Consider the following 25,153-nt stretch of genomic DNA (forward strand, 5'->3'; position numbering starts at 1 on the left):
TTCCAACTTATAATTTGTAATTCAAATATGTTTCCACATCCTTGTCTCCCCGTCCCGAAACTGTCAGCACAACCACATCGTCGGTTTTAAAGTTCAGCTTCTCCAGCGCACCCAATGCATGGGCACTTTCCAGTGCGGGGATGATGCCTTCGAGTTTTGTCAGCTCATAGGCGGCGCGGATGGCTTCGTCATCATTTATGGAGAGTACGATGGCGCGTTTCTGCGCAGCAAGGTTGGCGTGCATGGGACCGATGCCCGGATAATCTAGGCCGGCGGAGATAGAGTAGGGTTCTTCGATCTGCCCGTCCTCATTTTGAATGACGTAGGTGCGTGCACCATGAATGATACCCAGTTTTCCAAGGGCAATGGTAGCGGCTGTCATGCCGGTTTCTACTCCTTTGCCGCCGGCTTCAGCGAGCACGATCTGTACGCGTTCATCATCGATGTAGTGGTAAATGGTTCCGGCTGCATTACTGCCGCCGCCTACACAGGCTACGAGGTAATCCGGACAGTCGCGTCCTTCTTTTTCCATGAGCTGCTTTCTTATCTCTTCGCTGATGACCGATTGTAAGCGTGCCACCATGTCGGGATAAGGGTGTGGACCTACGGTGGAACCAATAATGTAGTATGTATCTGCCGGATGGCAACACCAGTCGCGTATGGCTTCGTTGGTAGCGTCTTTCAGGGTCATGTTACCGCTGGTTACGGGGATTACGGTTGCTCCCAGCATCTTCATCTTTTCTACATTGATGCGCTGGCGTTCTACATCGGTCTTGCCCATGTATACAATGCACTCCATATTCATCAGGGCACAAACCGTGGCAGTGGCAACCCCATGCTGGCCTGCACCTGTTTCAGCGATGATACGTCGCTTCCCCATGCGGCGTGCCAGTAAAATCTGACCAATGGTATTATTGATTTTGTGGGCACCGGTATGGTTCAGGTCTTCTCGCTTCAGATAAATCTTGCAGCCGTACTTCTCCGACAGGCGGTGGGCAAGGTAGAGTGGAGAAGGACGTCCTACGTAGTCACGCAGTAGCCAGTCATATTCCTGTCTGAAATCTTTACTTTGCAGGACACTGAGATAGTTTTTTTGCAATTCCTCTACACATTTGTGGAGTATTTCGGGGACATATGCTCCACCGAATTCTCCGTAATAACCTTCTTCGTCAACTAAGAAACTTGCCATGTTATTTACTGTTTTACGATTAACTATTTACTATTTACTGTTGAAATCATAGAGAGTGACAAACTTTATTTAAATAGAAAGAGCCCTGTCGCTTGGTGCGACAGGGCTCTTTCTAAATATCTATCATATTACATATATACATACGAGCACTGCTCCCTTACGACTGTCGGAGTTGTAATGGGTGCCACCACCAATATGTATTTACGAATATTGTTTTCATTGTCTTTTTTTGTTTTAACGGGGGCAAATATAAACAGATTGTTTTAATTACCAAAATAAATCTTACTTTTTTTATGTAAGAACATTCTTTCTGAATTTTTGTTCTTTATAGAATTAACAGCCGTTATTTATTTATATTAAAAGAAAGGAACAGACTATGAAGCGAAAACATTTGGTTGCCGTAGGTGCAATTATTGCTATTGTATTATTGCTATATTGGCTTTTTATTGCCGAAGACTTGAACGCATGGCTCAATGTAAATTGATTTTTTTCGTATCATCATGCGGGAGTGTTTGGATAAATAATGTATCTTCGCAAAAAATCAAAGACTCATGAAAGGATTAAGTTATTCATTCTTGCGTGCGATATGTGCGCTGGTTATTGGCTTGGTATTGGTGATGTTCCCCGATCAGGCCGGCGATTATTTTGTGATAACGATTGGTGTAATTTTTCTTGTACCTTCGCTCATCAGTATCATAGGATATTATGCTCAGGCAGCCGAGGTGCGCCGCCGTTTTCCTGTAGAGGGAGTAGGTAGCTTGCTATTCGGGCTATGGCTGATTATTATGCCCGGCTTTTTTGCCGATTTATTGACGTTTGTATTGGGCTTTATTCTTGTGATGGGCGGTGTGCAACAGATAGCATCGCTTTCGGCTGCCCGACGGTGGACACCCGTACCGGGTGGGTTTTATGTTGTTCCGGTGTTGATATTGCTTGCCGGACTGATTGCTTTGTTCAATCCTACCGGAGTGCGTTCTACGGCATTTATAATTATAGGGATCACCAGTTTGGTTTATGCGGTTTCGGAATTGATAAACTGGTTTAAGTTTACCCGTCTCCGTCCAAAAGCACCGGTTGCCGGCGATAAAACTTCTGACGAGGACATCGAAGATGCAAAAATCATAGAATAGCGTGTAGCTGAGGCGTAAATTTTATTGCTATCCGTCATTCGAAGCACAACGAAGAAGGTTATTTTCTATCATGAAGAGCTGGTTCTTTGTTGCGTCCCGAATGACGGATTCTTTTTCAAATATTCTTCTGCAAATATTCTTCGATCTCTTCGGCTGTGGCATCTTTCAGCAGTACTGTTTTGTCCTTGTCCAGCAGATACAGAGTGGGAATTGCTTTCAGATCGTATAGGTTCTTTTGATCAATCATCTGTTTTTTGTCGTATCCGTTAATCCAGTCACTGGGAAAATCGGAGAGGTGCTTCTGCCATTCTGCCAGATCTATATCCGGGTAGAGGGAAAGAACCTTCACCTTGTGCTGCGCAATGGCTTGGCTTACGGTAGGGCTCTGCTTCAAGGCTTTAATCGTTTCATTGCAGGCATGGCAGCCGGGATTATTGATGAAGAGCAGTGTGTAGGGCGCTTTTAGGGCGTACAGCGTGCCTTGTTTCCCGTTGGCAAGTGTATAAGTGAAGTCCAGTGCTTTAGTACCTATGCGGTTCTTCTGTGCCAGGGCTCGACGTGCTTTCGGTCGTATTTTCTCTGTATCGTCCAAAATGGGGGATTTCAGCATAGCGTCCAAGACGGAGATGTACAATTCTTCGTTGCGCATCGGTGAGTTGGGGTCATACAGATATTTGTCAGCAAGAGACGTCAGGTACATATAGCATTTCTTTTCTTTTTCTGCCTGTGTAAGTAAGGTTTTCAGGGCAATGTCGGCAGTAGAGGCGGGTACTAACTGCAGGATGTCAATGAAGTTCACCCAGCCTTGCTCTGTCACTTCGGGGTGGTGTATGTAGTTGCTGTCGGCAAAGTTCACATTGTCCCAGTAGTGGCGTGCCAGATAGTCTGCACGCTGTTCCGTAGTATTTAGCATAACAGGTATTGTGGGGAGTGTGAGGGTAGTGATAGTATCTGTCTCAATCACTTTTGATTGTTTGATACTTGCTTGCCCGTTACTGCATGCGGTGTTGGTGTTCAGTAACAAAGGCAATAATATATAAGCGGGTAACAGCTTTATGATTTTCGTTTTTTTCATATATAAAGTATAATTTGTAGAGAATATAATAAATGGATTTATGAAAGAGACTTTTCTTGCATATTATCTTTATTATTTAATGTCGCAAAGATAATTGAAAAATAGGTGAAATGGCAACTGTAAATGTCTTTTTCTGAATGAAAATTAGGGTGCTTATTATAAATATCGCATGTCTGTGTGTATATGGTGTGTACTTTATCTTCTCAGACAGCCAATCTTTTTTGTTAACCTTAAATTTAATCGGTGGTTCTCCGACTTGCTGCTCAAAGCCTTTCTCTATGTGCATAAGTCTTGGCAGGAGGATTGTCATAGTGAGACTCCGCTATGATTCCTGCTCCTCCGTATAATCATGTGAGAAACTACACATTTTCGTCCTTAATCCATTGCTTGGTAGATGTTTACACTGTCATAACTGTAGATATTTACTTTTCTTGCATAACTTCCATCCGATATCTTTGCGCAAGCGTTGCGGATAAAGGCAGTGAAGGGCTTTGTGCAGTGTGTATAAATTTAAGTGACTGGCAAAGATAATGAATTCAGAGAGTCATGCATCGTCGTGCCGGTGCAAAACGGATGGTCTGTTTACTCCGAACACATCATCCGTTTGCCCCGAACGCATCATCTGTTTCCTTCAAACGCATCATCCGTTTTCCTCAAACGTATTATCCTTTTGTTTTTTCCCTTTTTTATGCTCCTTTCCCTGCATTTTCTCTTCCTTTCCGCGCCTCTTCCTTTCTTTTTTGGGTTGCCCGGTAGATATACGATAGTATATCTTATCTTCTTATTATTTATATTGTGTCCGTTTGTTGGTTGTAGGGGTGGTTGTTGGGCCTGTTCAAGTTGCTGATAACAAGCGTAATAGGGTGGCTATTTGGGTGTCCGTTTTGTGGTTGTAATGACTAAACCGCTGTTATGTGGCTTTTTACAGGTAATGTCCGGCTTGAAACCGCCCGTCCTTATGCCCGCCCACGCGCCCGCCCGTACGTGCGTGTGTATATATATTGTGTGTCTTCCTTCCCCCTTTGTTTTCCTTTAAAAAATCATGTTCTGCAACCTGTTTGTCAATCAGTCATTTATGAAAAAGTTTTGATATTTCTGATAAAAAAAGCCTTGTATATTTGGTGCGTATTCCCAAATCCGCTACTTTTGCATCCGCTTTCGAGAACGGGGGCAGCGATAGTTTGACATTCTGACAGAAACGGAGTAGGAACCCTTCCTTTTTTCTTGTTATTTGGTGCTGTTTGTTTCATGAATACCGCCTTTAAAAAGAAAAATGAAAAAAACTTCAGATTTATTTGGAGTATATTAAATAAAGTTCTTACCTTTGCACCCGCTTTCAAAATGAGAGCAGCGTTGTTTGACAATCTTTTTGAAATCCGGGCGGTAACGACAGTTCTTTTTCTTTGTTCTTCCTTTCGCAAGAGAGATGACTTGAAGAAAGAAAAAAATAAAAAAAAACTTCCGAAAATATTTGGAAGATATGAAATAAAGTCCTTACCTTTGCATCCGCTTTTGAAAAGAAAAGCAATCGTAAAACAAGCGATCTTTGAACAGATTTACATAAACAATACAAGTAGTACAAGAGCAGGTACATTCTTAATTTTTTAAGATATGTATCTGGGTAAAAAAAGAACCGTCAATACTTATTAATATATAGGTAATTGAAAAGCTTTTTTAAATTCGAGCGTCCTGAACAGAGCAAGAACCACTCCTATGGAGTGATTAACAATACTTTTACAATGAAGAGTTTGATCCTGGCTCAGGATGAACGCTAGCTACAGGCTTAACACATGCAAGTCGAGGGGCAGCATGATTGAAGCTTGCTTCAATCGATGGCGACCGGCGCACGGGTGAGTAACACGTATCCAACCTGCCGATAACTCGGGGATAGCCTTTCGAAAGAAAGATTAATACCCGATAGTATAGTTTTTCCGCATGGTTTCACTATTAAAGAATTTCGGTTATCGATGGGGATGCGTTCCATTAGATAGTTGGCGGGGTAACGGCCCACCAAGTCAACGATGGATAGGGGTTCTGAGAGGAAGGTCCCCCACATTGGAACTGAGACACGGTCCAAACTCCTACGGGAGGCAGCAGTGAGGAATATTGGTCAATGGACGAGAGTCTGAACCAGCCAAGTAGCGTGAAGGATGACTGCCCTATGGGTTGTAAACTTCTTTTATACGGGAATAAAGTGGAGTATGCATACTCCTTTGTATGTACCGTATGAATAAGGATCGGCTAACTCGTGCCAGCAGCCGCGGTAATACGGAGGATCCGAGCGTTATCCGGATTTATTGGGTTTAAAGGGAGCGTAGGCGGGTGCTTAAGTCAGTTGTGAAAGTTTGCGGCTCAACCGTAAAATTGCAGTTGATACTGGGCGCCTTGAGTGCAGCATAGGTAGGCGGAATTCGTGGTGTAGCGGTGAAATGCTTAGATATCACGAAGAACTCCGATTGCGAAGGCAGCTTACTGGACTGTAACTGACGCTGATGCTCGAAAGTGTGGGTATCAAACAGGATTAGATACCCTGGTAGTCCACACAGTAAACGATGAATACTCGCTGTTGGCGATACACAGTCAGCGGCCAAGCGAAAGCATTAAGTATTCCACCTGGGGAGTACGCCGGCAACGGTGAAACTCAAAGGAATTGACGGGGGCCCGCACAAGCGGAGGAACATGTGGTTTAATTCGATGATACGCGAGGAACCTTACCCGGGCTTAAATTGCAGCGGAATGTAGTGGAAACATTACAGCCTTCGGGCCGCTGTGAAGGTGCTGCATGGTTGTCGTCAGCTCGTGCCGTGAGGTGTCGGCTTAAGTGCCATAACGAGCGCAACCCTTATCTATAGTTACTATCAGGTCATGCTGAGGACTCTATGGAGACTGCCGTCGTAAGATGTGAGGAAGGTGGGGATGACGTCAAATCAGCACGCCCCTTACGTCCGGGGCTACACACGTGTTACAATGGGGGTACAGAAGGCAGCTACCTGGCGACAGGATGCTAATCCCGAAAACCTCTCTCAGTTCGGATTGGAGTCTGCAACCCGACTCCATGAAGCTGGATTCGCTAGTAATCGCGCATCAGCCACGCGCGGTGAATACGTTCCCGGGCCTTGTACACACCGCCCGTCAAGCCATGAAAGCCGGGGGTACCTGAAGTACGTAACCGCAAGGAGCGTCCTAGGGTAAAACTGGTGATTGGGGCTAAGTCGTAACAAGGTAGCCGTACCGGAAGGTGCGGCTGGAACACCTCCTTTCTGGAGCGACGCTCTTACGAATAAAGAAGCTGGTTCTTGAAGTTTGCTTCCATAAGAACCTCTTGTACTGCGAAGATTGTTTATTAATATAAAGAGAAAGTAGAAGCCGAGCCTTAGGGTGAGGGTTTGACTGACAGTCCTATAGCTCAGTTGGTTAGAGCGCTACACTGATAATGTAGAGGTCGGCAGTTCAACTCTGCCTGGGACTACTTCGGAAACGAAGGGGATTAGCTCAGCTGGCTAGAGCACCTGCTTTGCACGCAGGGGGTCAACGGTTCGAATCCGTTATTCTCCACTCTTGTCATATTAACGGTGGCGTTGTCACTTAACAGCTGACAGTTCATTGTTAATCCCTGATAAAACGATCTTTGACATGATGTAACGTAAAAAAGTAAAGTTAAAGCTGAAAGTATATATCGACCATACGTTGTCGGTAAGACTAAAAGTAAGCAAGGGCGCATGGCGGATGCCTTGGCTCTCGGAGGCGATGAAGGACGTGATAAGCTGCGATAAGCTTCGGGTAGGTGCAAATAACCTTTGATCCGGAGATTTCCGAATGGGACAACCCGGTTGGTTGAAGACCAATCATTCTGCATAGCAGAAGGCTAACGCAGGGAACTGAAACATCTTAGTACCTGCAGGAAAAGAAAATAAATAATGATTCCCCTAGTAGTGGCGAGCGAACGGGGACCAGCCCAAACCACCTATGTTACGGCATATGTGGGGTTGTAGGACCACGATGTGGCATGAAAGTTGGTGAGCAGAATGTTCTGGAAAGTACAGCCATAGAGCATGATAGCTGCGTATGCGAAGCCAACCCAAGCCTAGTGGTATCCTGAGTAGCGCGGAGCACGAGGAATTCTGCGTGAATCTGCCGGGACCATCCGGTAAGGCTAAATACTCCCGAGAGACCGATAGTGAACCAGTACTGTGAAGGAAAGGTGAAAAGCACTTCGAACAGAAGAGTGAAATAGTTCCTGAAACCATGCGCCTACAAGCGGTCGGAGCTCGCAAGAGTGACGGCGTGCCTTTTGCATAATGAACCTACGAGTTACTTTTTCCGGCAAGGTTAAGGATCTTGAGATCTGCAGCCGAAGCGAAAGCGAGTCTTAACAGGGCGTATAGTCGGAAGGAGTAGACGCGAAACCAAGTGATCTACCCTTGAGCAGGTTGAAGGATGGGTAACACCATCTGGAGGACCGAACCAATAAGCGTTGAAAAGCTTCTGGATGACTTGAGGGTGGGGGTGAAAGGCTAATCAAACTTGGAGATAGCTCGTACTCCCCGAAATGCATTTAGGTGCAGCCTTGACTTATACTGACATGAGGTAGAGCGACTGATAAGATGCGAGGGCTTCACCGCCTATCAAGTCTTGACAAACTCCGAATGCGTGTCAGTTCTATGTCAGGAGTGAGGGCATGGGTGCTAAGGTCCATGTCCTAAAGGAGAACAATCCGGACCAACAGCTAAGGTCCCGAAATGAATACTAAGTTGAACTAACGAAGTCAGATTGCTAAGACAGCTAGGATGTTGGCTTGGAAGCAGCCATTCATTTAAAGAGTGCGTAACAGCTCACTAGTCGAGGAGTTTGGCGTGGATAATAATCGGGCATTAAGTATTCTACCGAAGCTTTGGGATGTGTAAACATCGGTAGGGGAGCATTCCACTCTGCGTCGAAGGTGAAGCGTGAGCTTTGCTGGAGCGTGTGGAAAAGCAAATGTAGGTATAAGTAACGATAAAGGGGTGGGAAACCCCCTCGCCGAAAGACTAAGGTTTCCTGATCAACGCTAATCGGATCAGGGTTAGTCGGGTCCTAAGGCTCAGCCGAACGGCGAGGCCGATGGCAGAACAGGTTAATATTCCTGTACTACCTTTAGGAGTGATGTGGAGACGGAGCAGTGACAGCGCCGCCATCTGACGGAATAGATGGTTGAAGGGTGTAGATGTTGATTCCTGTAGGCAAATCCGCAGGAAGAGTCGAACCTGATAGTATACAGCGTTCTTCGAACAATGTAATAGTGCGTGTAAACATACTTCCAAGAAAATCCGCTAAACTTAATCCTAACGGTACCCGTACCGTAAACGGACACACGTAGTCGGGTTGAATATACTAAGGCGCTTGAGTGATTCACGGTTAAGGAACTAGGCAAACTGACCCTGTAACTTCGGGATAAAGGGTCCTCATCAGTGATGGTGAGGCGCAGAGAATCGGTCCAGGCAACTGTTTAACAAAAACACAGGGCTGTGCAAAATAGAAATATGAAGTATACAGCCTGACACCTGCCCGGTGCTGGAAGGTTAAGAGGAGATGTCATCGCAAGAGAAGCATTGAATTGAAGCCCCAGTAAACGGCGGCCGTAACTATAACGGTCCTAAGGTAGCGAAATTCCTTGTCGGGTAAGTTCCGACCTGCACGAATGGTGTAATGATCTGGACGCTGTCTCAACCGTGTGAGCTCAGTGAAATTGTAGTATCGGTGAAGATGCCGATTACCCGCGATGGGACGAAAAGACCCCGTGAACCTTTACTATAGCTTAACATTGAATTTGGGTAATTGATGTGTAGGATAGGCCGGAGGCTTTGAAGCAGGTACGCCAGTATTTGTGGAGCCGCTGTTGAAATACGGCCCTTTGATTATTTGAGTTCTAACTCGCCGTTGCGAGGACACTGTTTGGTGGGTAGTTTGACTGGGGTGGTCGCCTCCAAAAGCGTAACGGAGGCTTCTAAAGGTGCCCTCACGACGATTGGTAACCGTCGGTAGAGTGTAATGGCATAAGGGCGCTTGACTGGGAGACTTACAAGTCGATCAGGTAGGAAACTAGAGCATAGTGATCCGGTGTTTCTGTATGGAAAGGACATCGCTCAAAGGATAAAAGGTACTCCGGGGATAACAGGCTGATCCCTCCCAAGAGCTCATATCGACGGAGGGGTTTGGCACCTCGATGTCGGCTCGTCACATCCTGGGGCTGGAGAAGGTCCCAAGGGTTGGGCTGTTCGCCCATTAAAGTGGCACGCGAGCTGGGTTCAGAACGTCGTGAGACAGTTCGGTCTCTATCTATCGTGGGCGTATGAAATTTGCGTGGCTCTGACACTAGTACGAGAGGACCGTGTTGGACTGACCTCTGGTTTACCGGTTGTGCCGCCAGGTGCATTGCCGGGTATCTAAGTCGGGATTGGATAAGTGCTGAAAGCATCTAAGTACGAAGCCAGCCACAAGATTAGATTTCTTAGGGTCGTCAAAGACGATGACGTTGATAGGATGCAGGTGTACAGGCAGCGATGTCATAGCCGAGCATTACTAATTGCCCGTTCACTTTTGGTTTTACCCAGTATGGGTGGTATATACGTTCAGCGTACCGGTTTTCGTAGTATTGCCGGTGGTTGCTTTACTTTTTTTGCATCATGTCTACCTTATTCAGGTGACTATAGCACTGAGGTTCCACCTCTTCCCATTCCGAACAGAGAAGTTAAGCTCAGTCACGCCGATGGTACTGCGTAACAGTGGGAGAGTAGGTAGTCGCCGTTTTTGATGAAGCCCTTGTATCGGAAGATACAGGGGCTTTTTTTTGTGTCCGGATATTACCCTTTCATCTGTCTTTTTTCCGTTTTCACTCCTTCTTTCTTTTTTCTTTGTTATCTTATTGTTATCTTTACAGAACAAAATTGGTGAAAAACGATGTTTTTTAGGAAAATGGGCAACTTTTATTTCATTCTTTTTGTCTAATATCAAATGGTTTTTCGTAATTTTGGCGTGAATCTAATAAGAACGGAAAAATAATCATGCAATTAATATTGTAATAAATCATATAATAATTCCTGTAAGATATGGAAAACAAGATTCAAGAGCTAACCGATAAGATTTATCGTGAAGGGGTGGAAAAAGGCAATGAAGAAGCCAAAAAACTCATCACAAAAGCTCAGGAAGAGGCCAAGAAAATTGTAGAAAATGCACAGAAAGAAGCTGATTCTATTTTAGCTACTGCTCATAAGTCTGCTGATGAGTTGGCTGAGAATACCAAATCAGAGTTAAAATTGTTTGCTGGCCAAGCAGTGAATGCTTTGAAATCTGAAATCGCTACTTTAGTAACGAATAAGATTGTAAGTGCTGATGTAAAGGCTTTTGCTGCAAACAAAGATTTTCTTAATGCTTTTATTGTTGCATTGGCATCTAAATGGAGCGTAAACGAACCTATCGTAATTTCAACACCGGATGCGGAAGGCTTGAAGAAATATTTCGCTGTTCAGGCTAAAGATTTATTGGATAAAGGTGTGAGGATTGAACAAGTGAATGGTATCAAGACACTTTTCTCTGTCTCGCCGGCTGACGGTTCTTATAAAGTGAACTTCGGTGAGGAAGAATTTATGAATTACTTTAAAGAATTCTTGCGTCCGCAATTAGTGGAGATGCTGTTTTAATTCCCTTCAGGATTATGAGTAAATATTATTACTTGGTAGCCGGTTTGCCAGAACTCACTTTGGAGGATAGCAAATTGAGCTATACGGTAGCTGATTTCAAGTCGGAACTGTATTCGGCTTTGTCAGAGGAAGATAGAATGTTGATAGACTTGTTTTATCTTCAATTTGACAATGCGAATGTCTTGAAACTGTTGAAAGACAAGGATGCAGCTATTGATCCGCGTGGGAATTATTCAGCGGAAGAACTGGCAGAGTACATTTCATTGCTGAAAGAAGGTGGTGAAGTGTCTGAGCGTATGTTTCCGTCTTATCTGTCTACTTTTATTTCCGAGTATTTCAATATGTCTGTTGAAGATGACTTCCTACATGAAGATCGTCTGGCAGCACTTTATTATGCCTATGCCATGAAGTGCAAAAACAAGTTTGTGTCTGCATGGTTTAGTTTTAATCTTGTGATTAATAATGTATTGGTCGCATTGACAGCGCGAAAGTTCAAAATGGATGTAGCTCCGTTGATAGTGGGGGATACGGAAGTTTGTGAAGCTTTGCGTACATCCGGTGCTCGAGATTTCGGTCTGAGTGGTGAAGTGGAATGGCTGGATATATTGGTGAAAATCAGTGAAGCGGAAGAGCTGGTGGAGCGGGAGAAAAAAATAGACCTATTGCGGTGGAATTGGATGGAGGAAGCTACTTTCTTTGATTATTTCACTGTGGAGCGTTTGTTTGTTTTTCTATTACAGCTTGAAATGATAGAGCGTTGGATCTCATTGGATAAAGAAAAGGGTAGTCAATTGTTTCGTAGTATTATTGCTACATTAAAGGATGAAGTACAGATACCCGCAGAATTCAGATAAAATAAATTATAAAATTATATGGCAACAAAAGGAACTGTTAGTGGCGTAATAGCTAATATGGTAACCCTCACCGTTGACGGTCCTGTGGCACAGAACGAGATTTGTTATATCTCGACTGGCGGAGACAGATTGATGGCGGAGGTTATTAAAGTGGTAGGCACTCAGGTTTATGTGCAGGTGTTTGAAAGCACTCGCGGATTGAAAGTAGGAGCCGAAGCAGAGTTTACTGGACACATGCTTGAAGTGACATTGGGTCCTGGTATGCTTTCTAAAAACTACGATGGTCTGCAAAATGACCTCGACAAGATGGATGGCGTTTTTCTGAAACGCGGACAGTACACGTATCCGTTGGATAAGGAAAGCAAATGGCATTTTGTACCTTTGGCTAAAGTCGGAGATCAAGTGGAAGCGGCAGCATGGCTGGGTCAAGTAGATGAAAATTTCCAGCCATTGAAAATCATGGTCCCTTTTGAACAGAAAGGAGTATGCACTGTCAAGTCTATTGTTGAGGAAGGTGATTACGGCATTGAGGATACAATTGCTGTCCTGACTGATGAAGAAGGGAATGAAGTTAAGGTAAATATGATTCAGAAGTGGCCTGTGAAACGTGCCATGACGAATTATAAAGAAAAACCTCGCCCTTTCAAATTGTTGGAAACCGGCGTACGTGTGATTGATACGGTCAATCCTATAGTAGAGGGAGGTACAGGATTTATTCCCGGACCGTTCGGTACAGGTAAAACGGTGCTCCAGCATGCTATATCCAAGCAGGCGGAAGCTGATATTGTAATCATTGCTGCTTGTGGTGAACGTGCCAACGAGGTTGTGGAAATCTTTACTGAATTCCCTGAGTTGGTTGACCCTCATACAGGACGCAAGCTCATGGAGCGTACTATCATCATTGCCAATACTTCTAATATGCCGGTGGCAGCTCGTGAAGCTTCTGTATACACAGCCATGACAATTGCCGAATATTATCGTAGCATGGGATTGAAAGTCTTATTGATGGCGGACTCTACTTCCCGTTGGGCTCAGGCTTTGCGTGAAATGTCCAATCGTATGGAAGAATTGCCCGGCCCTGATGCTTTCCCTATGGACTTGTCCTCTATCATTTCCAATTTCTACGGTCGTGCAGGATATGTGAGACTGAATAACGGTGAAACGGGTTCTATTACTTTCATCGGTACAGTATCTCCTGCCGGTGGTAACTTAAAAGAGCCTGTAACAGAGAATACTAAGAAAGTAGCCCGCTGTTTCTATGCTCTTGAACAAGATCGTGCGGACAAGAAGCGTTATCCTGCCGTTAATCCGATTGATTCGTATTCCAAATATATTGAGTATCCGGAATTTGAAGATTATATAGCCAAACGCATCAACGGCGAATGGATTACTAAGGTGAATGAGGTCAAGACCCGTTTACAGCGTGGTAAGGAGATTGCAGAGCAAATCAATATTCTGGGTGACGACGGTGTGCCGGTGGAATATCACGTAATTTTCTGGAAGTCAGAATTGATCGACTTTGTTATCTTACAGCAGGATGCTTTCGATGAGATTGATGCTGTAACTCCTATGGAACGTCAGGAAGATATTCTGAACATGATTATTGATATCTGCCATACAGAATTTGAGTTCGATAACTTCAACGAGGTAATGGATTACTTCAAGAAGATGATAAATATCTGCAAACAGATGAACTATTCGAAGTTCAAGTCGGAAGAGTATGACAAGTTCTACAAGCAACTGCAGGAATTGATAGCGGAACGTAAAGTCTGAGAGTTTAACTGTTATATTATTTGCAATTTGGCCTTGCAGACGCAGGTGCATGAAGTGAAGTTGCAGGTAGGAAATAGGAAAACGTCAAGCGGAGATTTAGATAGTAAATAGTAAATTGTCAACGTTCCTATGTGTTAAAGATATAAGATGTATCATGACCGTAGGGAATAAATAGTAAATAAGTAAATGGCAACAAAAGCATTTCAAAAGATATATACCAAGATTACTCAGATAACGAAAGCCACGTGCTCGTTGAAAGCTACGGGGGTAGGGTATGATGAGTTGGCAACCGTAAACGGCAAGCTGGCCCAGGTGGTTAAGATTGCCGGTGACGATGTGACCTTGCAGGTCTTTGAGGGTACGGAAGGTATTCCGACTAATGCAGAGGTGGTGTTCTTGGGCAAAGCTCCTACAATTAAGGTGAGTGATCAGCTTGCCGGACGCTTCTTCAACGCCTTTGGTGACCCTATCGATGGTGGTCCGTCTATCGAAGGTCAGGAAGTGGAGATTGGCGGTCCGTCTGTGAATCCGGTCCGTCGTAAGCAACCTTCCGAACTGATTGCGACCGGTATTGCGGGTATCGACCTGAACAATACATTAGTGTCCGGACAGAAAATTCCATTTTTTGCAGACCCTGATCAACCTTTCAATCAGGTTATGGCAAATGTGGCCTTGCGTGCGGAAACTGATAAGATTATCCTTGGAGGTATGGGTATGACGAATGACGATTACCTCTATTTCAAGAATGTATTCTCTAATGCCGGTGCGCTCGACCGTATTGTCAGCTTCATGAACACGACCGAAAACCCGCCCGTAGAACGTCTGTTGATTCCGGATATGGCGTTGACTGCTGCTGAGTATTTTGCGGTAAACAATAATGAAAAGGTATTGGTACTGCTTACGGATATGACTTCTTATGCGGATGCATTGGCGATTGTATCCAACCGTATGGACCAGATTCCGTCTAAAGACTCTATGCCGGGTTCTCTTTATTCGGATTTGGCGAAGATTTACGAAAAGGCGGTGCAGTTCCCCAGCGGTGGTTCTATCACGATTATTGCTGTGACTACTTTATCCGGTGGTGATATCACACATGCTGTGCCTGACAATACGGGATATATCACTGAGGGACAGCTATTCCTTCGTCGTGACAGTGATATCGGTAAGGTTATTGTTGACCCGTTCCGTTCGTTGTCTCGCTTGAAACAGCTCGTTACCGGTAAGAAAACGCGTAAAGACCATCCGCAGGTGATGAACGCTGCTGTACGTTTGTATGCCGATGCCGCCAATGCCAAGACTAAACTTGAAAACGGTTTCGACCTGACGAATTATGATGAACGTACTCTTGCCTTTGCCAAGGATTACTCCAATCAATTGCTGGCTATTGACGTAAACCTCGATACGACAGAAATGCTTGATGTGGCATGGAGTTTGTTCGGTAAGTATTTCCGTCCGGAAGAGGTGAACATCAAGAAAGAGCTTGTGGACGAGTTTTGGCCTCAATCAGAAAACTAATCACTAATCATTAATTATTATCGAAGTGGCTATTAAGTTTCAATATAATAAAACATCGCTCCAGCAGCTGGAAAAGCAACTGAAGGTGCGCGTGCGTACGCTTCCTATCATTAAGAATAAGGAGAGTGCCCTGCGTATGGAGGTGAAACGCTGCAAGGCTGATGCGGCTGCATTGGATGCGAGGTTGGAAAAGGAAATCCAAGCTTATGAAGCCATGTTCGCCCTTTGGAATGAGTTTGATGCCTCATTAATAAAGGTTAACGATGTTCATCTTGGCGTGAAGAAGATTGCCGGTGTAAGAGTGCCGTTACTCGAAAATGTAGATTTCGAAATACGCCCTTACAGCTTGTTTAATGCGCCCAAATGGTATGCAGACGGGCTGCATTTGCTTAAGGAATTGGCACATACGGCCATTGAACGGGAATTTACCGTTGCTAAGCTGAATTTGTTGGAACATGCGCGTAAAAAGACCACCCAGAAGGTGAATCTTTTTGAGAAAGTACAGATTCCGGGCTATCAGGATGCACTGCGCAAAATCAAACGATTTATGGAAGATGAGGAGAACCTCTCCAAGTCATCGCAGAAAATCATGAAGTCCCACCAAGAGAAAAGGAAGGAGACAGAAGCATGATTACAAAAATGAAGAAGCTCACGTTCCTTGTATATCATAAGGAGTACGAGACATTCCTGAATGGTGTGCGCGACCTCGGTGTGGTGCACGTCGCTGAAAAGCAACAAGGCGTTGCCGACAATACAGAATTGCAGGACAGTATTCGCCTGTCTGGCCGTCTGCAGATGACCGAAAAATTACTGCAAGCTTTAAAGCCTGCCAAGTCAGCGGTAACTGAAACGGCAGCTTCGGCTGCTCGCGGTTTGGAGGTGTTGAATGAAGTGGATGAGTTGCAGGCTGAAAAGAATAAGTTGCAACAATTGCTGCAAACTTACCAGAAAGAAAAAGCAGCGCTGGAACCTTGGGGGAACTTTGAACCTGCAAGCCTGTCACGTCTGCATGATGCCGGACTGACGGTAGGCTTTTATAGCTGCTCGGAAAGCAATTACGATGACCTATGGGAAGAGACTTATAATGCAATGGTTATCAACCGCCTGTCTTCTCGTGTCTATTTTGTTACGGTAACTAAAAATGCCGAAGGTGTGGATTTGGATGCGGAGCAGGCAAAGCTGCCGTCTTGTTCACTGGAACGTGTACAGGTTCTTTGTGATGAGACAGAACAGGCTTTGGCGGACAATGAGAAGAAGCTGAAAGGGCTTGCAGAAAAAGAACTCCCTTCGTTACGTGCGGCTTTGAAAGAGGTGAACACCGATATGGAGTTCTCTAAAGTAATGCTGAATACGGAGGCTACTGCAGGAGAAAAGCTGATGTTGTTGCAAGGCTGGGCGCCGGCTTCCAGGATTGAAGAGATTTCCACATGGCTTGATGCACAGCATGTGTATTACGAAGTTACATCCCCCGTACCGGGCGACAACGTGCCTATACAGTTGAACAACAAAGGTTTCTTTGCATGGTTCGAGCCGATATGCAAGCTCTATATGTTGCCTAAGTATAATGAGTTGGATTTGACTCCTTTCTTTGCACCTTTCTTTATGGTGTTCTTCGGTTTGTGCCTGGGAGACTCCGGATACGGGTTGTTCTTATTTTTGGGAGCTACCTTGTATCGCCTGTTTGCCAAGAATATTAGTGCGACAATGAAGCCTGTTCTTTCATTGATACAAGTATTGGCGGCATCCACTTTCTTCTGCGGATTATTGACGGGTACATTCTTCGGAGCGAACATCTACGATATTGACCTGCCTTTCTTCCAGAAAATGAAAGAAACCTTGTTTATGGACAATAATGATATGTTCCAGCTGTCATTGATACTCGGTGTGGTACAGATCTTGTTCGGTATGGTGCTGAAGGCTGTAAACCAGGGTATTCAGTTCGGAATTAAGTATGCCGTAGCTACAATAGGCTGGATCATACTGTTGATCTCCTGTGGAATGGGGGCCCTATTACCGGAAGTGATGCCGCTGGGTGGTACGGTGCATTTGTGCATCCTTGGTGTAGCGGCAGCCATGATTTTCCTCTACAACAGTCCGGGAAAGAATATATTCCTCAATATCGGACTTGGGCTTTGGGATTCCTACAATATGGCTACCGGTTTACTTGGTGATGTATTGTCGTATGTGCGCTTGTTTGCCCTTGGGCTTTCGGGTGGCATCCTGGCAGGCGTGTTCAATAGTTTGGCGGTGGGCATGAGCCCTGATAATGTTATTGCAGGACCTATTGTAATGGTCTTGATATTCGTTATAGGTCATGCTATCAATATCTTTATGAATGTGCTGGGTGCGATGGTTCATCCTATGCGTCTGACCTTTGTGGAATTCTTCAAGAACTCAGGATATGAAGGCGGTGGGAAGGAGTACAAGCCGTTTAAAAAATGAAATTTAAGAATTAAAATTGAGAGATAAGGCAGTGTGGAAATGACATGGGCTTTATAAAGAGAAATAAATAAAAATATAAACAATAAAAAACGAATAAAATTATGGAAATGAATTTATTGATTGCCTATATTGGCATTGCAGTGATGATTGGTTTGTCAGGTATTGGTAGTGCCTATGGTGTGACAATTGCCGGTAATGCAGCTATTGGTGCATTGAAGAAAAACGATAGCGCGTTTGGTAACTTCTTGGTGTTGACAGCCCTTCCCGGTACCCAGGGATTGTATGGTTTCGCCGGTTACTTTATGTTCCAGACTATTTTCGGTATTCTTACTCCGGGCATGACGGCTATTCAGGCAGCCGCTATTCTTGGTGCAGGAATTGCTTTAGGATTGGTTGCTTTGTTCTCGGCTATCCGTCAGGGACAGGTTTGTGCCAATGGTATCGCTGCTATCGGACAGGGACATGATGTGTTCAGCAATACGCTGATTCTTGCTGTATTCCCTGAACTTTATGCTATCGTAGCTTTGGCTGCTACTTTCTTGATCGGTAGTGCGCTGACCGCCTAAAGAAGTATTAAAAGATATTGAAAGCCCCGGAATATCCCAGTGAAATTCCGGGGCTTTTCAATATCCTTTACTTTTATTCTTGTCTTTTGTTTTTCCCGTTCAGTGCTGTCCTTTCTCCATTCCCTGATTTGACGGGCTTTCATCGTTATCGATAACATTTATGCAAACGATTGTATATAGTCTTTTAATCAGTTTTTTCGATTAAAAGGCTATTTTTCAAAGAATAATGCGTACTTTTGCAGCCGTAATTATGATAAAGAGATTATAACATATATGGTTAAAGAGCTACTTACCCCCGATTACATCTTCGAAGCGAGTTGGGAAGTGTGTAATAAAGTGGGCGGTATCTATACAGTGTTGTCTACCAGAGCAAACACTTTGCAGACAAACTTTCACGATAGAGTATTTTTTGTGGGTCCGGATTTTTGGCAAGGGAAAGAGAATCCTTTATTTATCGAGTCCCAGAACCTTTGTGCCGCATGGAAAAAATATGCTATTGAAAAAGATAACCTCTCTGTCCGCGTAGGCCGCTGGAATATTCCGGGTGAGCCTATTGTCATACTGGTTGATTTCCAACCTTTCTTTGCACAAAAGAATGAAATTTATACGGAAATGTGGGAACACTATCAAGTGGACTCCCTGCATGCATACGGTGACTATGATGAAGCCTCCATGTTTGCATATGCCACCGGAAAGGTGGTGGAGAGTTTCTATCGGTATAATTTGACGGAAACGGATAAAGTGGTGTTTCAGGCGCACGAGTGGATGACAGGCATGGCTGCACTTTATTTGCAGACTGCCGTTCCTGAGATTGCTACAATATTTACCACACACGCCACTTCGATAGGACGCTCTATTGCGGGTAATAACAAGCCGCTGTACGATTATCTTTTTGCTTACAATGGCGATCAAATGGCGCAGGAGCTGAACATGGAGTCCAAACATTCCATTGAGAAACAGACCGCCCATTATGTCGATTGCTTTACTACCGTAAGCGAAATTACCAATAATGAATGTAAGGAGTTGCTTGACAAGCCTGCCGATGTAATCCTTATGAACGGTTTCGAGGACGATTTCGTTCCTAAAGGTGCTACATTTACCGGTAAGCGCAAGCGCGCACGTGCCGTTATGCTGCGTGTGGCAAATAGTCTTTTGGGGCAGGAGTTCGATGATGATACACTCATTATAGGAACAAGCGGGCGCTACGAGTTCAAGAATAAAGGCATCGATGTGTTCTTGGAATCATTGAACCGTCTGAATCGCGATAAGAATCTGAAAAAGAAAGTGCTGGCTTTCGTCAACGTTCCCAGTTGGGTGGGTGATCCTCGTGAGGACCTGCAGCGACGTCTGAAAAAGAAGGACGAACATTATACCACTCCTTTGGAAGTGCCTTTCATTACACACTGGCTGCACAATATGACGCATGACCAAGTCTTGGATATGTTGAAATACCTCGGTATGAACAACCGTCCCGAAGATAAGGTGAAAGTTATTTTTGTTCCTTGCTATCAGGACGGCAAAGATGGAATTCTCAACAAGCACTATTACGACTTGATATTGGGAGAGGATCTGAGCGTTTATCCTTCCTATTATGAGCCTTGGGGATACACTCCGTTGGAGAGTGTGGCTTTTCGCGTACCGACTATTACGACTGATCTTGCCGGTTTCGGACTTTGGGTGAATAGTCTCAAGAACCAGCATGGCATCGACGACGGGGTAGAAGTGCTGCACCGTTCGGACTATAACTATTCCGAAGTGGCAGACGGCATTAAGGATACGATAGCTATGTTCTCCACAAAGACAGATGCGGAAATCAAAGAAATCCGTAAGCGTGCAGCCCAAGTGGCGGAGCAGGCTTTATGGAAACATTTCATACAATATTATTATGAGGCCTACGATATTGCATTGCGCAATGCGATGAAGCGTCAGTTAGGCTGATGAAAAGAAATATTAATCAATCAAGTAATCATACAATGAAGATTAAAGTTAGTAATGTAAACACTCCGAACTGGAAAGATGTGAATGTAAAGTCTCACATCCCTGTTGAGTTGGAGAAATTGTCCGAACTTGCACGTAACATTTGGTGGTCATGGAATTATGAAGCTACTGAATTGTTCAAAGACCTTGACCCTGTACTTTGGAAAGAAGTGGGACAGAACCCTGTTCTGCTGCTGGAACGTATGAGCTATGCCAAGCTCGAAGCACTTGCTAAAGACAAAGTTATTTTGCGTAGAATGGAAGATGTATATTCCAAGTTCCGCAATTACATGGATGTGAAACCTGATAGCAATCGTCCTTCTGTTGCATATTTCAGCATGGAGTACGGTTTGAATCATGTATTGAAGATATATTCCGGTGGTCTGGGTGTACTTGCCGGCGACTATTTGAAAGAGGCTTCTGACAGCAATGTGGATTTGTGTGCTGTCGGTTTCCTGTACCGTTACGGCTATTTCACTCAAACCTTGGCTATGGATGGGCAGCAGATTGCCAATTACGAAGCTCAGAACTTCGGTCAGTTGCCTATCGACCGCGTATTGGATGAAAACGGCAATCAGATTGTGGTGGATGTTCCTTATTTGGATTATTACGTACACGCTTTCCTTTGGAGAGTAAACGTGGGCCGTATCTCTCTCTATCTGCTTGATACGGATAATGAGATGAACAGCGAGTTCGACCGTTCTATCACTCATCAGCTTTATGGCGGTGATTGGGAAAACCGTCTGAAGCAGGAAATCCTGCTCGGTATCGGCGGTATTCTTACTCTGAAGAAACTGGGTATCAAGAAAGATGTATATCATTGTAACGAAGGACATGCAGCGTTGATCAACGTACAGCGCATCTGCGACTACGTAGCCGAAGGGCTGACCTACGATCAGGCCATTGAATTGGTACGCGCTTCATCTCTCTACACCGTACACACTCCGGTTCCTGCCGGTCACGATTACTTCGACGAAGGTCTTTTCGGCAAGTACATGGGTGGTTATCCTTCCAAAATGGGCATCACTTGGGATGACCTTATGGATCTTGGCCGCAACAATCCGGGCGACAAGGGCGAACGCTTCTGTATGTCCGTATTTGCTTGCAACACTTCTCAGGAAGTGAATGGTGTAAGCTGGTTGCATGGAAAAGTCTCTCAGGAGATGTTTGCTCCTATCTGGAAAGGCTACTTCCCGGAAGAAATGCACGTGGGTTACGTTACGAACGGTGTACACTTCCCCACATGGAGTGCAACGGAATGGAAACAGCTTTATGCCGCACATTTCGATGAGAACTTCTGGTATGACCAGTCCAATCCTAAGATTTGGGAAGCTATTTACAATGTAGCTGATGAAGAAATCTGGAAGACGCGCATGGCTATGAAGAATAAGCTGATTGACTATGTTCGCAAGGAATATCGCAAGACATGGTTGAATAATCAGGGAGACCCTTCACGCGTTGTGTCTCTGTTGGACAAGATCAACCCGAATGCATTGCTGATTGGTTTCGGACGTCGTTTCGCCACTTATAAGCGTGCGCATTTGCTGTTCACCGATTTGGAACGTCTGTCCAAGATTGTGAACAATCCCGACTATCCGGTACAATTCTTGTTCACAGGTAAGGCTCACCCGCACGACGGTGCAGGACAGGGGCTGATTAAGAGAATTATTGAAATCTCACGCCGTCCTGAGTTCTTGGGTAAGATTATTTTCCTCGAAAACTACGATATGCAGTTGGCACGCCGTTTGGTATCGGGTGTAGACATCTGGTTGAACACTCCGACACGTCCGCTCGAAGCATCCGGTACTTCCGGTGAGAAGGCGCTGATGAACGGTGTGGTGAACTTCTCCGTACTCGACGGCTGGTGGCTGGAAGGCTATCGTGAAGGTGCCGGCTGGGCATTGACAGAAAAGCGCACCTATCAGAATCAGGAATATCAGGACCAGTTGGATGCCGCTACTATTTACAGCATCCTCGAACAGGAAATCCTGCCGTTGTACTATGCACGCAACAAGAAGGGATATTCTGAAGGCTGGATAAAGACTATTAAGAACTCCATCGCTCAGATTGCACCTCATTACACAATGAAGCGTCAGTTGGACGATTACTATAATAAGTTCTACATTAAGGAAGCCAAACGCTTTAAGTCACTGGCAGCCAATAGCTATGCTAAGGCTAAGGAACTTGCAGCATGGAAAGAGGAAGTTGTTTCCAAGTGGGATAGCATTGAGGTCGTATCTTGCGAAAAGACGGAAGAGCTGGTTAAAGGTTCTATCGAAAGCGGTAAGGAATACACCATTACCTACGTTATTGACGAGAAGGGATTGAACGATGCAATCGGCCTGGAACTGGTAACTACCTATACTGCGCAGGACGGCAAACAACACGTTTACTCCGTAGAGCCGTTCAATGTAGTGAAGAAAGAGGGCGACCTCTATACATTCCAGGTGAAGCATAAGTTGGAAAATGCGGGTAGCTTCAAAGTTGCTTACCGTATGTTCCCCAAGAATGCAGACTTGCCTCACCGTCAGGACTTCTGCTATGTTCGCTGGTTCATTTAAGATGATATGAAAAAACAGATGATGTGTTCATTGGAAATACATCATCTGTTTAGGGTAAACGCATCATGTGTTTGGTGCAAACAGACCATTCGTTTCGGGTAAACGGATGGTCTGTTTTTTTTCCGGTTTCCCTAATTCCTGAAAAAGGGTAATGCTTAAGAACAGTCCGATGACGATGCAGATCAACACCAGCGCCCAGTTCATAAGCCGGGCGCTCAGTTTTGTTTCTTTATGCAGGTTCTGTGCCACGTAGTTCTTGAAGAACAGGTAGATAGCAGGGACGGTGGCGCTTGCCAGCAACAGATCCTCCGGTATTTTGTATACATATACTTTGGAGAAACCAATGAGCGCCCAATGGCAAAGAAAAAGGATAATGAGCAGGTTAACCTTGCGCGAGAAAGCCAGTAACAATCCGATAGTAAATACTGCTACCGAGCAGGGCATTACGGTTGTCGTCATCATAGGAAATTCCATTCCACGCGCCCATGAGAGGAGGGGATAGAGAAAAGGCATTGCATAAAGCACTCCTACAAGCATTTGATATTTGGGATTGCGCTCGAATGGGGTATAGTCCGTAAACAGGTCCCACAACCAGATCAAGGCTATTATTCCCCAAAAAATGGCGGGTATGTGGTGGTAACTGCGTGTGTTGCAGTACATCATATAGTACACCAGGGCTATCCAGCCGTTGAGGAACACCATGTACGCTTTCATGGAGCGTTTTGTCCGAACGGTGGGTTTATGGTATAACAGTGTGGTCAGTACAATGCCTGTTGCTGTAATGATGATTTGCGCCCACCAGGTGTTTTCGTTGTATTTCGCAATAGTATTCCAGAATATTTCCATATAATCAGCCTTCTTTTTTAGAGATATGATGAAAGTATAGTCCCTCTGTTTTTCCTTATTTCAAAAATGCGTGCAAAGGTATGAGTTTCCGGTGAGATATGAAATTCTTTTCTATATTTTGCCTATCTTTGCACCCCCTCTCCGAAAACGGGCAAGATAGGATATTAGTAGATAGTTTAAAGGATAAACAATGGTTGAACAAGAGATTATTTTACGCAGGAAGCTTGATTTGTTGCTTCGTACAGGGAAAATATTAGTAGAGAGTGCTGCCGATACCAATCGCATAGTGCGCAATATGAACCGCGTTGCAGCCTATTTGGGATTACCCGAAGAAAACCTTCACATTGATGTGACTTATACTATGCTGGTGGTGAACCTGAGTGATGAATCGCATTCTTATTCCAAATTCCAGAAGTGCGAGAAGCATGGCATCAACATGACGGCCATTTCCGAAATCAGTAAACTTTCCTGGCGGGCTATTGAAGAAGATTATTCGCTTGACCGGTACGAAGAAGAGCTGGAGAAAATAAAGAATAAGAAGCGCAACTATGCTCCCTATCTTGTGGCTGTTGGGGCAGGTTTCGCCTGTGGCGGTTTCTGTAAGCTGTTCGGTGGTGATTGGATTGCATTTTTGTTTGCTTCTATTGCGGCTTTTGCCGGTTTTCGTGTTCGTGCGCGTTGCGTGGAGTTCGGCATCAATCTTTATATGAGCATTGCCATTGCAGCGTTGGTGTCTACCTGCCTTGCTTATGTCACTACTTTTACGGGGATGTCAGGAACTCCATATCATCCGTTGCTGGCTTGTGCGCTGTTCATTGTACCGGGAGTTCCCATTATAAATTTTGTGGACGACATGATTGACAACTACATACAGGTGGGAATTGTGCGTGCTGTCAATACGGTGCTGATGGTGTGCGCCATGGCTTTCGGCATTGTGATAGCCATGCGTTTGCTGGCGATGGAAGATGTGGTGATTGACAAGAAGTTCAGTGAGTTGAGCATGGTTCCGCACGATCCATACTATATATATGCCATTGCAGCGGCTATATCTGCTATGGGATTTTCCATGATATTCAATATCCAGCGTCGTTTGTTGTGGGTAGTTGCGGTAGGTGGAATTATTGCCGTATGTACGCGTAACTTTGTCAACTTTGAGCTGGGGCTCGGTCCGGTCATCGGGTCTTTCACAGGAGCCATGGTGGTGAGCTTGGTGGCAGTGAAGGCTGTCCATTGGTTTCATGTGCCCAATCACGTGCTCACCATTCCTTCTGTCATTCCGATGATTCCGGGGGTCTTGATGTATCGTGCATTGGTTGCCCTGATCAATATGCATGGAGTGGTAGGCGAGGTGACGGTGGCCGTATCGAACGGCATCAACGCTTCATTGATCATTCTTTGCATTGCATTGGGAGTGGCGGTTCCTAATATCTTTGCCCGCCGTTACATTGCTAAAGACCGCCAGCGTTTCCTGCGGGAGGAATTGCAGAAGCGCAGGGAGAGAGGTAATTTCTTTGAATGGTAAGTAGACATGAAACAAAAGGGGGAGAGA

15 protein-coding genes, 2 tRNA genes and 3 rRNA genes are annotated in these 25,153 nt (G+C 44.8%); 17 read left to right on the top strand and 3 right to left on the bottom strand.

Going from position 1 to position 25,153, the window contains the following annotated elements; all coding sequences use genetic code 11:
* Window positions 1-7 precede the first annotated feature (7 nt).
* Entirely contained in the window at window positions 8-1,189 is a 1,182-nt protein-coding gene (gene trpB / locus NQ546_RS10460; protein WP_004290106.1) for a tryptophan synthase subunit beta, read from the bottom strand.
* A gap of 551 nt (window positions 1,190-1,740) precedes the next feature.
* Between trpB and NQ546_RS10465 the strand changes: the two genes are divergently transcribed.
* Window positions 1,741-2,319: an HdeD family acid-resistance protein gene (locus NQ546_RS10465; protein WP_004290107.1), complete on the top strand. Its 579-nt coding sequence runs from the start codon at window positions 1,741-1,743 to the stop codon at window positions 2,317-2,319.
* Between the two features lie 115 nt (window positions 2,320-2,434).
* Here the strand turns inward: NQ546_RS10465 and NQ546_RS10470 are convergent, their stop codons facing one another.
* Window positions 2,435-3,394 (bottom strand): DUF5106 domain-containing protein, encoded by a 960-nt coding sequence (locus NQ546_RS10470; protein ID WP_004290108.1) that lies wholly within the window; start codon window positions 3,392-3,394, stop codon window positions 2,435-2,437.
* A gap of 1,248 nt (window positions 3,395-4,642) precedes the next feature.
* On the opposite strand from NQ546_RS10470, the gene NQ546_RS10475 reads away from it, so the two are divergent.
* The 15 genes from NQ546_RS10475 (at window position 4,643) to NQ546_RS10545 (ending at window position 22,758) form a co-directional block, all read left to right on the top strand.
* Window positions 4,643-5,002, top strand: coding sequence for a hypothetical protein (locus NQ546_RS10475; RefSeq protein ID WP_259810575.1), 360 nt, complete (start codon window positions 4,643-4,645; stop codon window positions 5,000-5,002).
* Window positions 5,003-5,130: 128 nt separating this feature from the next.
* A 16S ribosomal RNA gene (locus tag NQ546_RS10480) occupies window positions 5,131-6,654 on the top strand.
* A 135-nt stretch (window positions 6,655-6,789) separates the two neighbouring features.
* Window positions 6,790-6,863: transfer RNA gene (locus NQ546_RS10485), tRNA-Ile, on the top strand.
* Between the two features lie 13 nt (window positions 6,864-6,876).
* Window positions 6,877-6,949, top strand: a tRNA-Ala gene (locus tag NQ546_RS10490).
* Window positions 6,950-7,093: 144 nt separating this feature from the next.
* Window positions 7,094-9,976: ribosomal RNA gene (locus tag NQ546_RS10495) — 23S ribosomal RNA — on the top strand.
* A gap of 93 nt (window positions 9,977-10,069) precedes the next feature.
* Window positions 10,070-10,180 (top strand): 5S ribosomal RNA (gene rrf, locus NQ546_RS10500).
* The 16S, 23S and 5S rRNA genes sit together here with 2 tRNA genes alongside, the layout of an rRNA operon.
* Window positions 10,181-10,479: 299 nt before the next feature.
* Window positions 10,480-11,070, top strand: coding sequence for a hypothetical protein (locus NQ546_RS10505; RefSeq protein WP_004291187.1), 591 nt, complete (start codon window positions 10,480-10,482; stop codon window positions 11,068-11,070).
* A 14-nt stretch (window positions 11,071-11,084) separates the two neighbouring features.
* Window positions 11,085-11,924, top strand: a complete 840-nt coding sequence (locus NQ546_RS10510) for a DUF2764 domain-containing protein (protein ID WP_004291186.1) — start codon at window positions 11,085-11,087, stop codon at window positions 11,922-11,924.
* An 18-nt stretch (window positions 11,925-11,942) separates the two neighbouring features.
* A complete protein-coding gene (locus NQ546_RS10515) occupies window positions 11,943-13,697 on the top strand; it encodes a V-type ATP synthase subunit A (RefSeq protein ID WP_004291185.1) in 1,755 nt (584 codons plus the stop codon).
* A 186-nt stretch (window positions 13,698-13,883) separates the two neighbouring features.
* Complete coding sequence (locus NQ546_RS10520; RefSeq protein WP_004291184.1) at window positions 13,884-15,212, top strand: V-type ATP synthase subunit B; 1,329 nt, start codon at window positions 13,884-13,886, stop codon at window positions 15,210-15,212.
* A 25-nt stretch (window positions 15,213-15,237) separates the two neighbouring features.
* Window positions 15,238-15,843, top strand: a complete 606-nt coding sequence (locus tag NQ546_RS10525; RefSeq protein ID WP_004291183.1) for a V-type ATP synthase subunit D — start codon at window positions 15,238-15,240, stop codon at window positions 15,841-15,843.
* Window positions 15,840-17,654 carry a V-type ATP synthase subunit I gene (locus tag NQ546_RS10530; RefSeq protein WP_004291182.1) on the top strand — a complete coding sequence of 605 codons (1,815 nt, stop codon included), beginning with the start codon at window positions 15,840-15,842 and terminating at the stop codon, window positions 17,652-17,654. Before NQ546_RS10525 ends, NQ546_RS10530 begins: the two co-directional genes overlap by 4 nt.
* Before the next feature lie 101 nt (window positions 17,655-17,755).
* A complete protein-coding gene (locus NQ546_RS10535; protein ID WP_004291181.1) occupies window positions 17,756-18,220 on the top strand; it encodes a V-type ATP synthase subunit K in 465 nt (154 codons plus the stop codon).
* A gap of 273 nt (window positions 18,221-18,493) precedes the next feature.
* Window positions 18,494-20,158: a glycogen/starch synthase gene (locus tag NQ546_RS10540; RefSeq protein ID WP_004291179.1), complete on the top strand. Its 1,665-nt coding sequence runs from the start codon at window positions 18,494-18,496 to the stop codon at window positions 20,156-20,158.
* 35 nt (window positions 20,159-20,193) lie between these two features.
* Window positions 20,194-22,758: a glycosyltransferase family 1 protein gene (locus NQ546_RS10545; RefSeq protein WP_004295199.1), complete on the top strand. Its 2,565-nt coding sequence runs from the start codon at window positions 20,194-20,196 to the stop codon at window positions 22,756-22,758.
* Between the two features lie 63 nt (window positions 22,759-22,821).
* Here NQ546_RS10545 and NQ546_RS10550 read toward each other — a convergent pair whose 3' ends face one another.
* The gene (locus NQ546_RS10550; RefSeq protein ID WP_004291177.1) at window positions 22,822-23,604 is read right to left on the bottom strand and encodes a DUF6064 family protein; all 783 of its coding nucleotides are present in this window, start codon (window positions 23,602-23,604) and stop codon (window positions 22,822-22,824) included.
* A 190-nt stretch (window positions 23,605-23,794) separates the two neighbouring features.
* Between NQ546_RS10550 and NQ546_RS10555 the strand changes: the two genes are divergently transcribed.
* Window positions 23,795-25,126, top strand: a complete 1,332-nt coding sequence (locus NQ546_RS10555) for a threonine/serine exporter family protein (protein ID WP_004291176.1) — start codon at window positions 23,795-23,797, stop codon at window positions 25,124-25,126.
* Window positions 25,127-25,153 lie beyond the last annotated feature (27 nt).

The organism is Bacteroides eggerthii, assembly GCF_025146565.1.
Classification (GTDB): Bacteria; Bacteroidota; Bacteroidia; order Bacteroidales; family Bacteroidaceae; genus Bacteroides; species Bacteroides eggerthii.

Excerpts from the sequence above, each read along its gene's own strand:
- NQ546_RS10465 (WP_004290107.1), top strand. The coding sequence starts at position 1,741 with ATGAAAGGATTAAGTTATTCATTCTTGCGTGCGATATGTGCGCTGGTT.
- NQ546_RS10545 (WP_004295199.1), top strand. The coding sequence starts at position 20,194 with ATGAAGATTAAAGTTAGTAATGTAAACACTCCGAACTGGAAAGATGTG.
- NQ546_RS10530 (WP_004291182.1), top strand. The coding sequence starts at position 15,840 with ATGATTACAAAAATGAAGAAGCTCACGTTCCTTGTATATCATAAGGAG.
- NQ546_RS10475 (WP_259810575.1), top strand. The coding sequence starts at position 4,643 with ATGAATACCGCCTTTAAAAAGAAAAATGAAAAAAACTTCAGATTTATT.
- NQ546_RS10535 (WP_004291181.1), top strand. The coding sequence starts at position 17,756 with ATGGAAATGAATTTATTGATTGCCTATATTGGCATTGCAGTGATGATT.
- NQ546_RS10550 (WP_004291177.1), bottom strand. The coding sequence starts at position 23,604 with ATGGAAATATTCTGGAATACTATTGCGAAATACAACGAAAACACCTGG.
- NQ546_RS10520 (WP_004291184.1), top strand. The coding sequence starts at position 13,884 with ATGGCAACAAAAGCATTTCAAAAGATATATACCAAGATTACTCAGATA.
- trpB (WP_004290106.1), bottom strand. The coding sequence starts at position 1,189 with ATGGCAAGTTTCTTAGTTGACGAAGAAGGTTATTACGGAGAATTCGGT.
- NQ546_RS10505 (WP_004291187.1), top strand. The coding sequence starts at position 10,480 with ATGGAAAACAAGATTCAAGAGCTAACCGATAAGATTTATCGTGAAGGG.
- NQ546_RS10540 (WP_004291179.1), top strand. The coding sequence starts at position 18,494 with ATGGTTAAAGAGCTACTTACCCCCGATTACATCTTCGAAGCGAGTTGG.
- NQ546_RS10555 (WP_004291176.1), top strand. The coding sequence starts at position 23,795 with ATGGTTGAACAAGAGATTATTTTACGCAGGAAGCTTGATTTGTTGCTT.
- NQ546_RS10510 (WP_004291186.1), top strand. The coding sequence starts at position 11,085 with ATGAGTAAATATTATTACTTGGTAGCCGGTTTGCCAGAACTCACTTTG.
- NQ546_RS10515 (WP_004291185.1), top strand. The coding sequence starts at position 11,943 with ATGGCAACAAAAGGAACTGTTAGTGGCGTAATAGCTAATATGGTAACC.
- NQ546_RS10470 (WP_004290108.1), bottom strand. The coding sequence starts at position 3,394 with ATGAAAAAAACGAAAATCATAAAGCTGTTACCCGCTTATATATTATTG.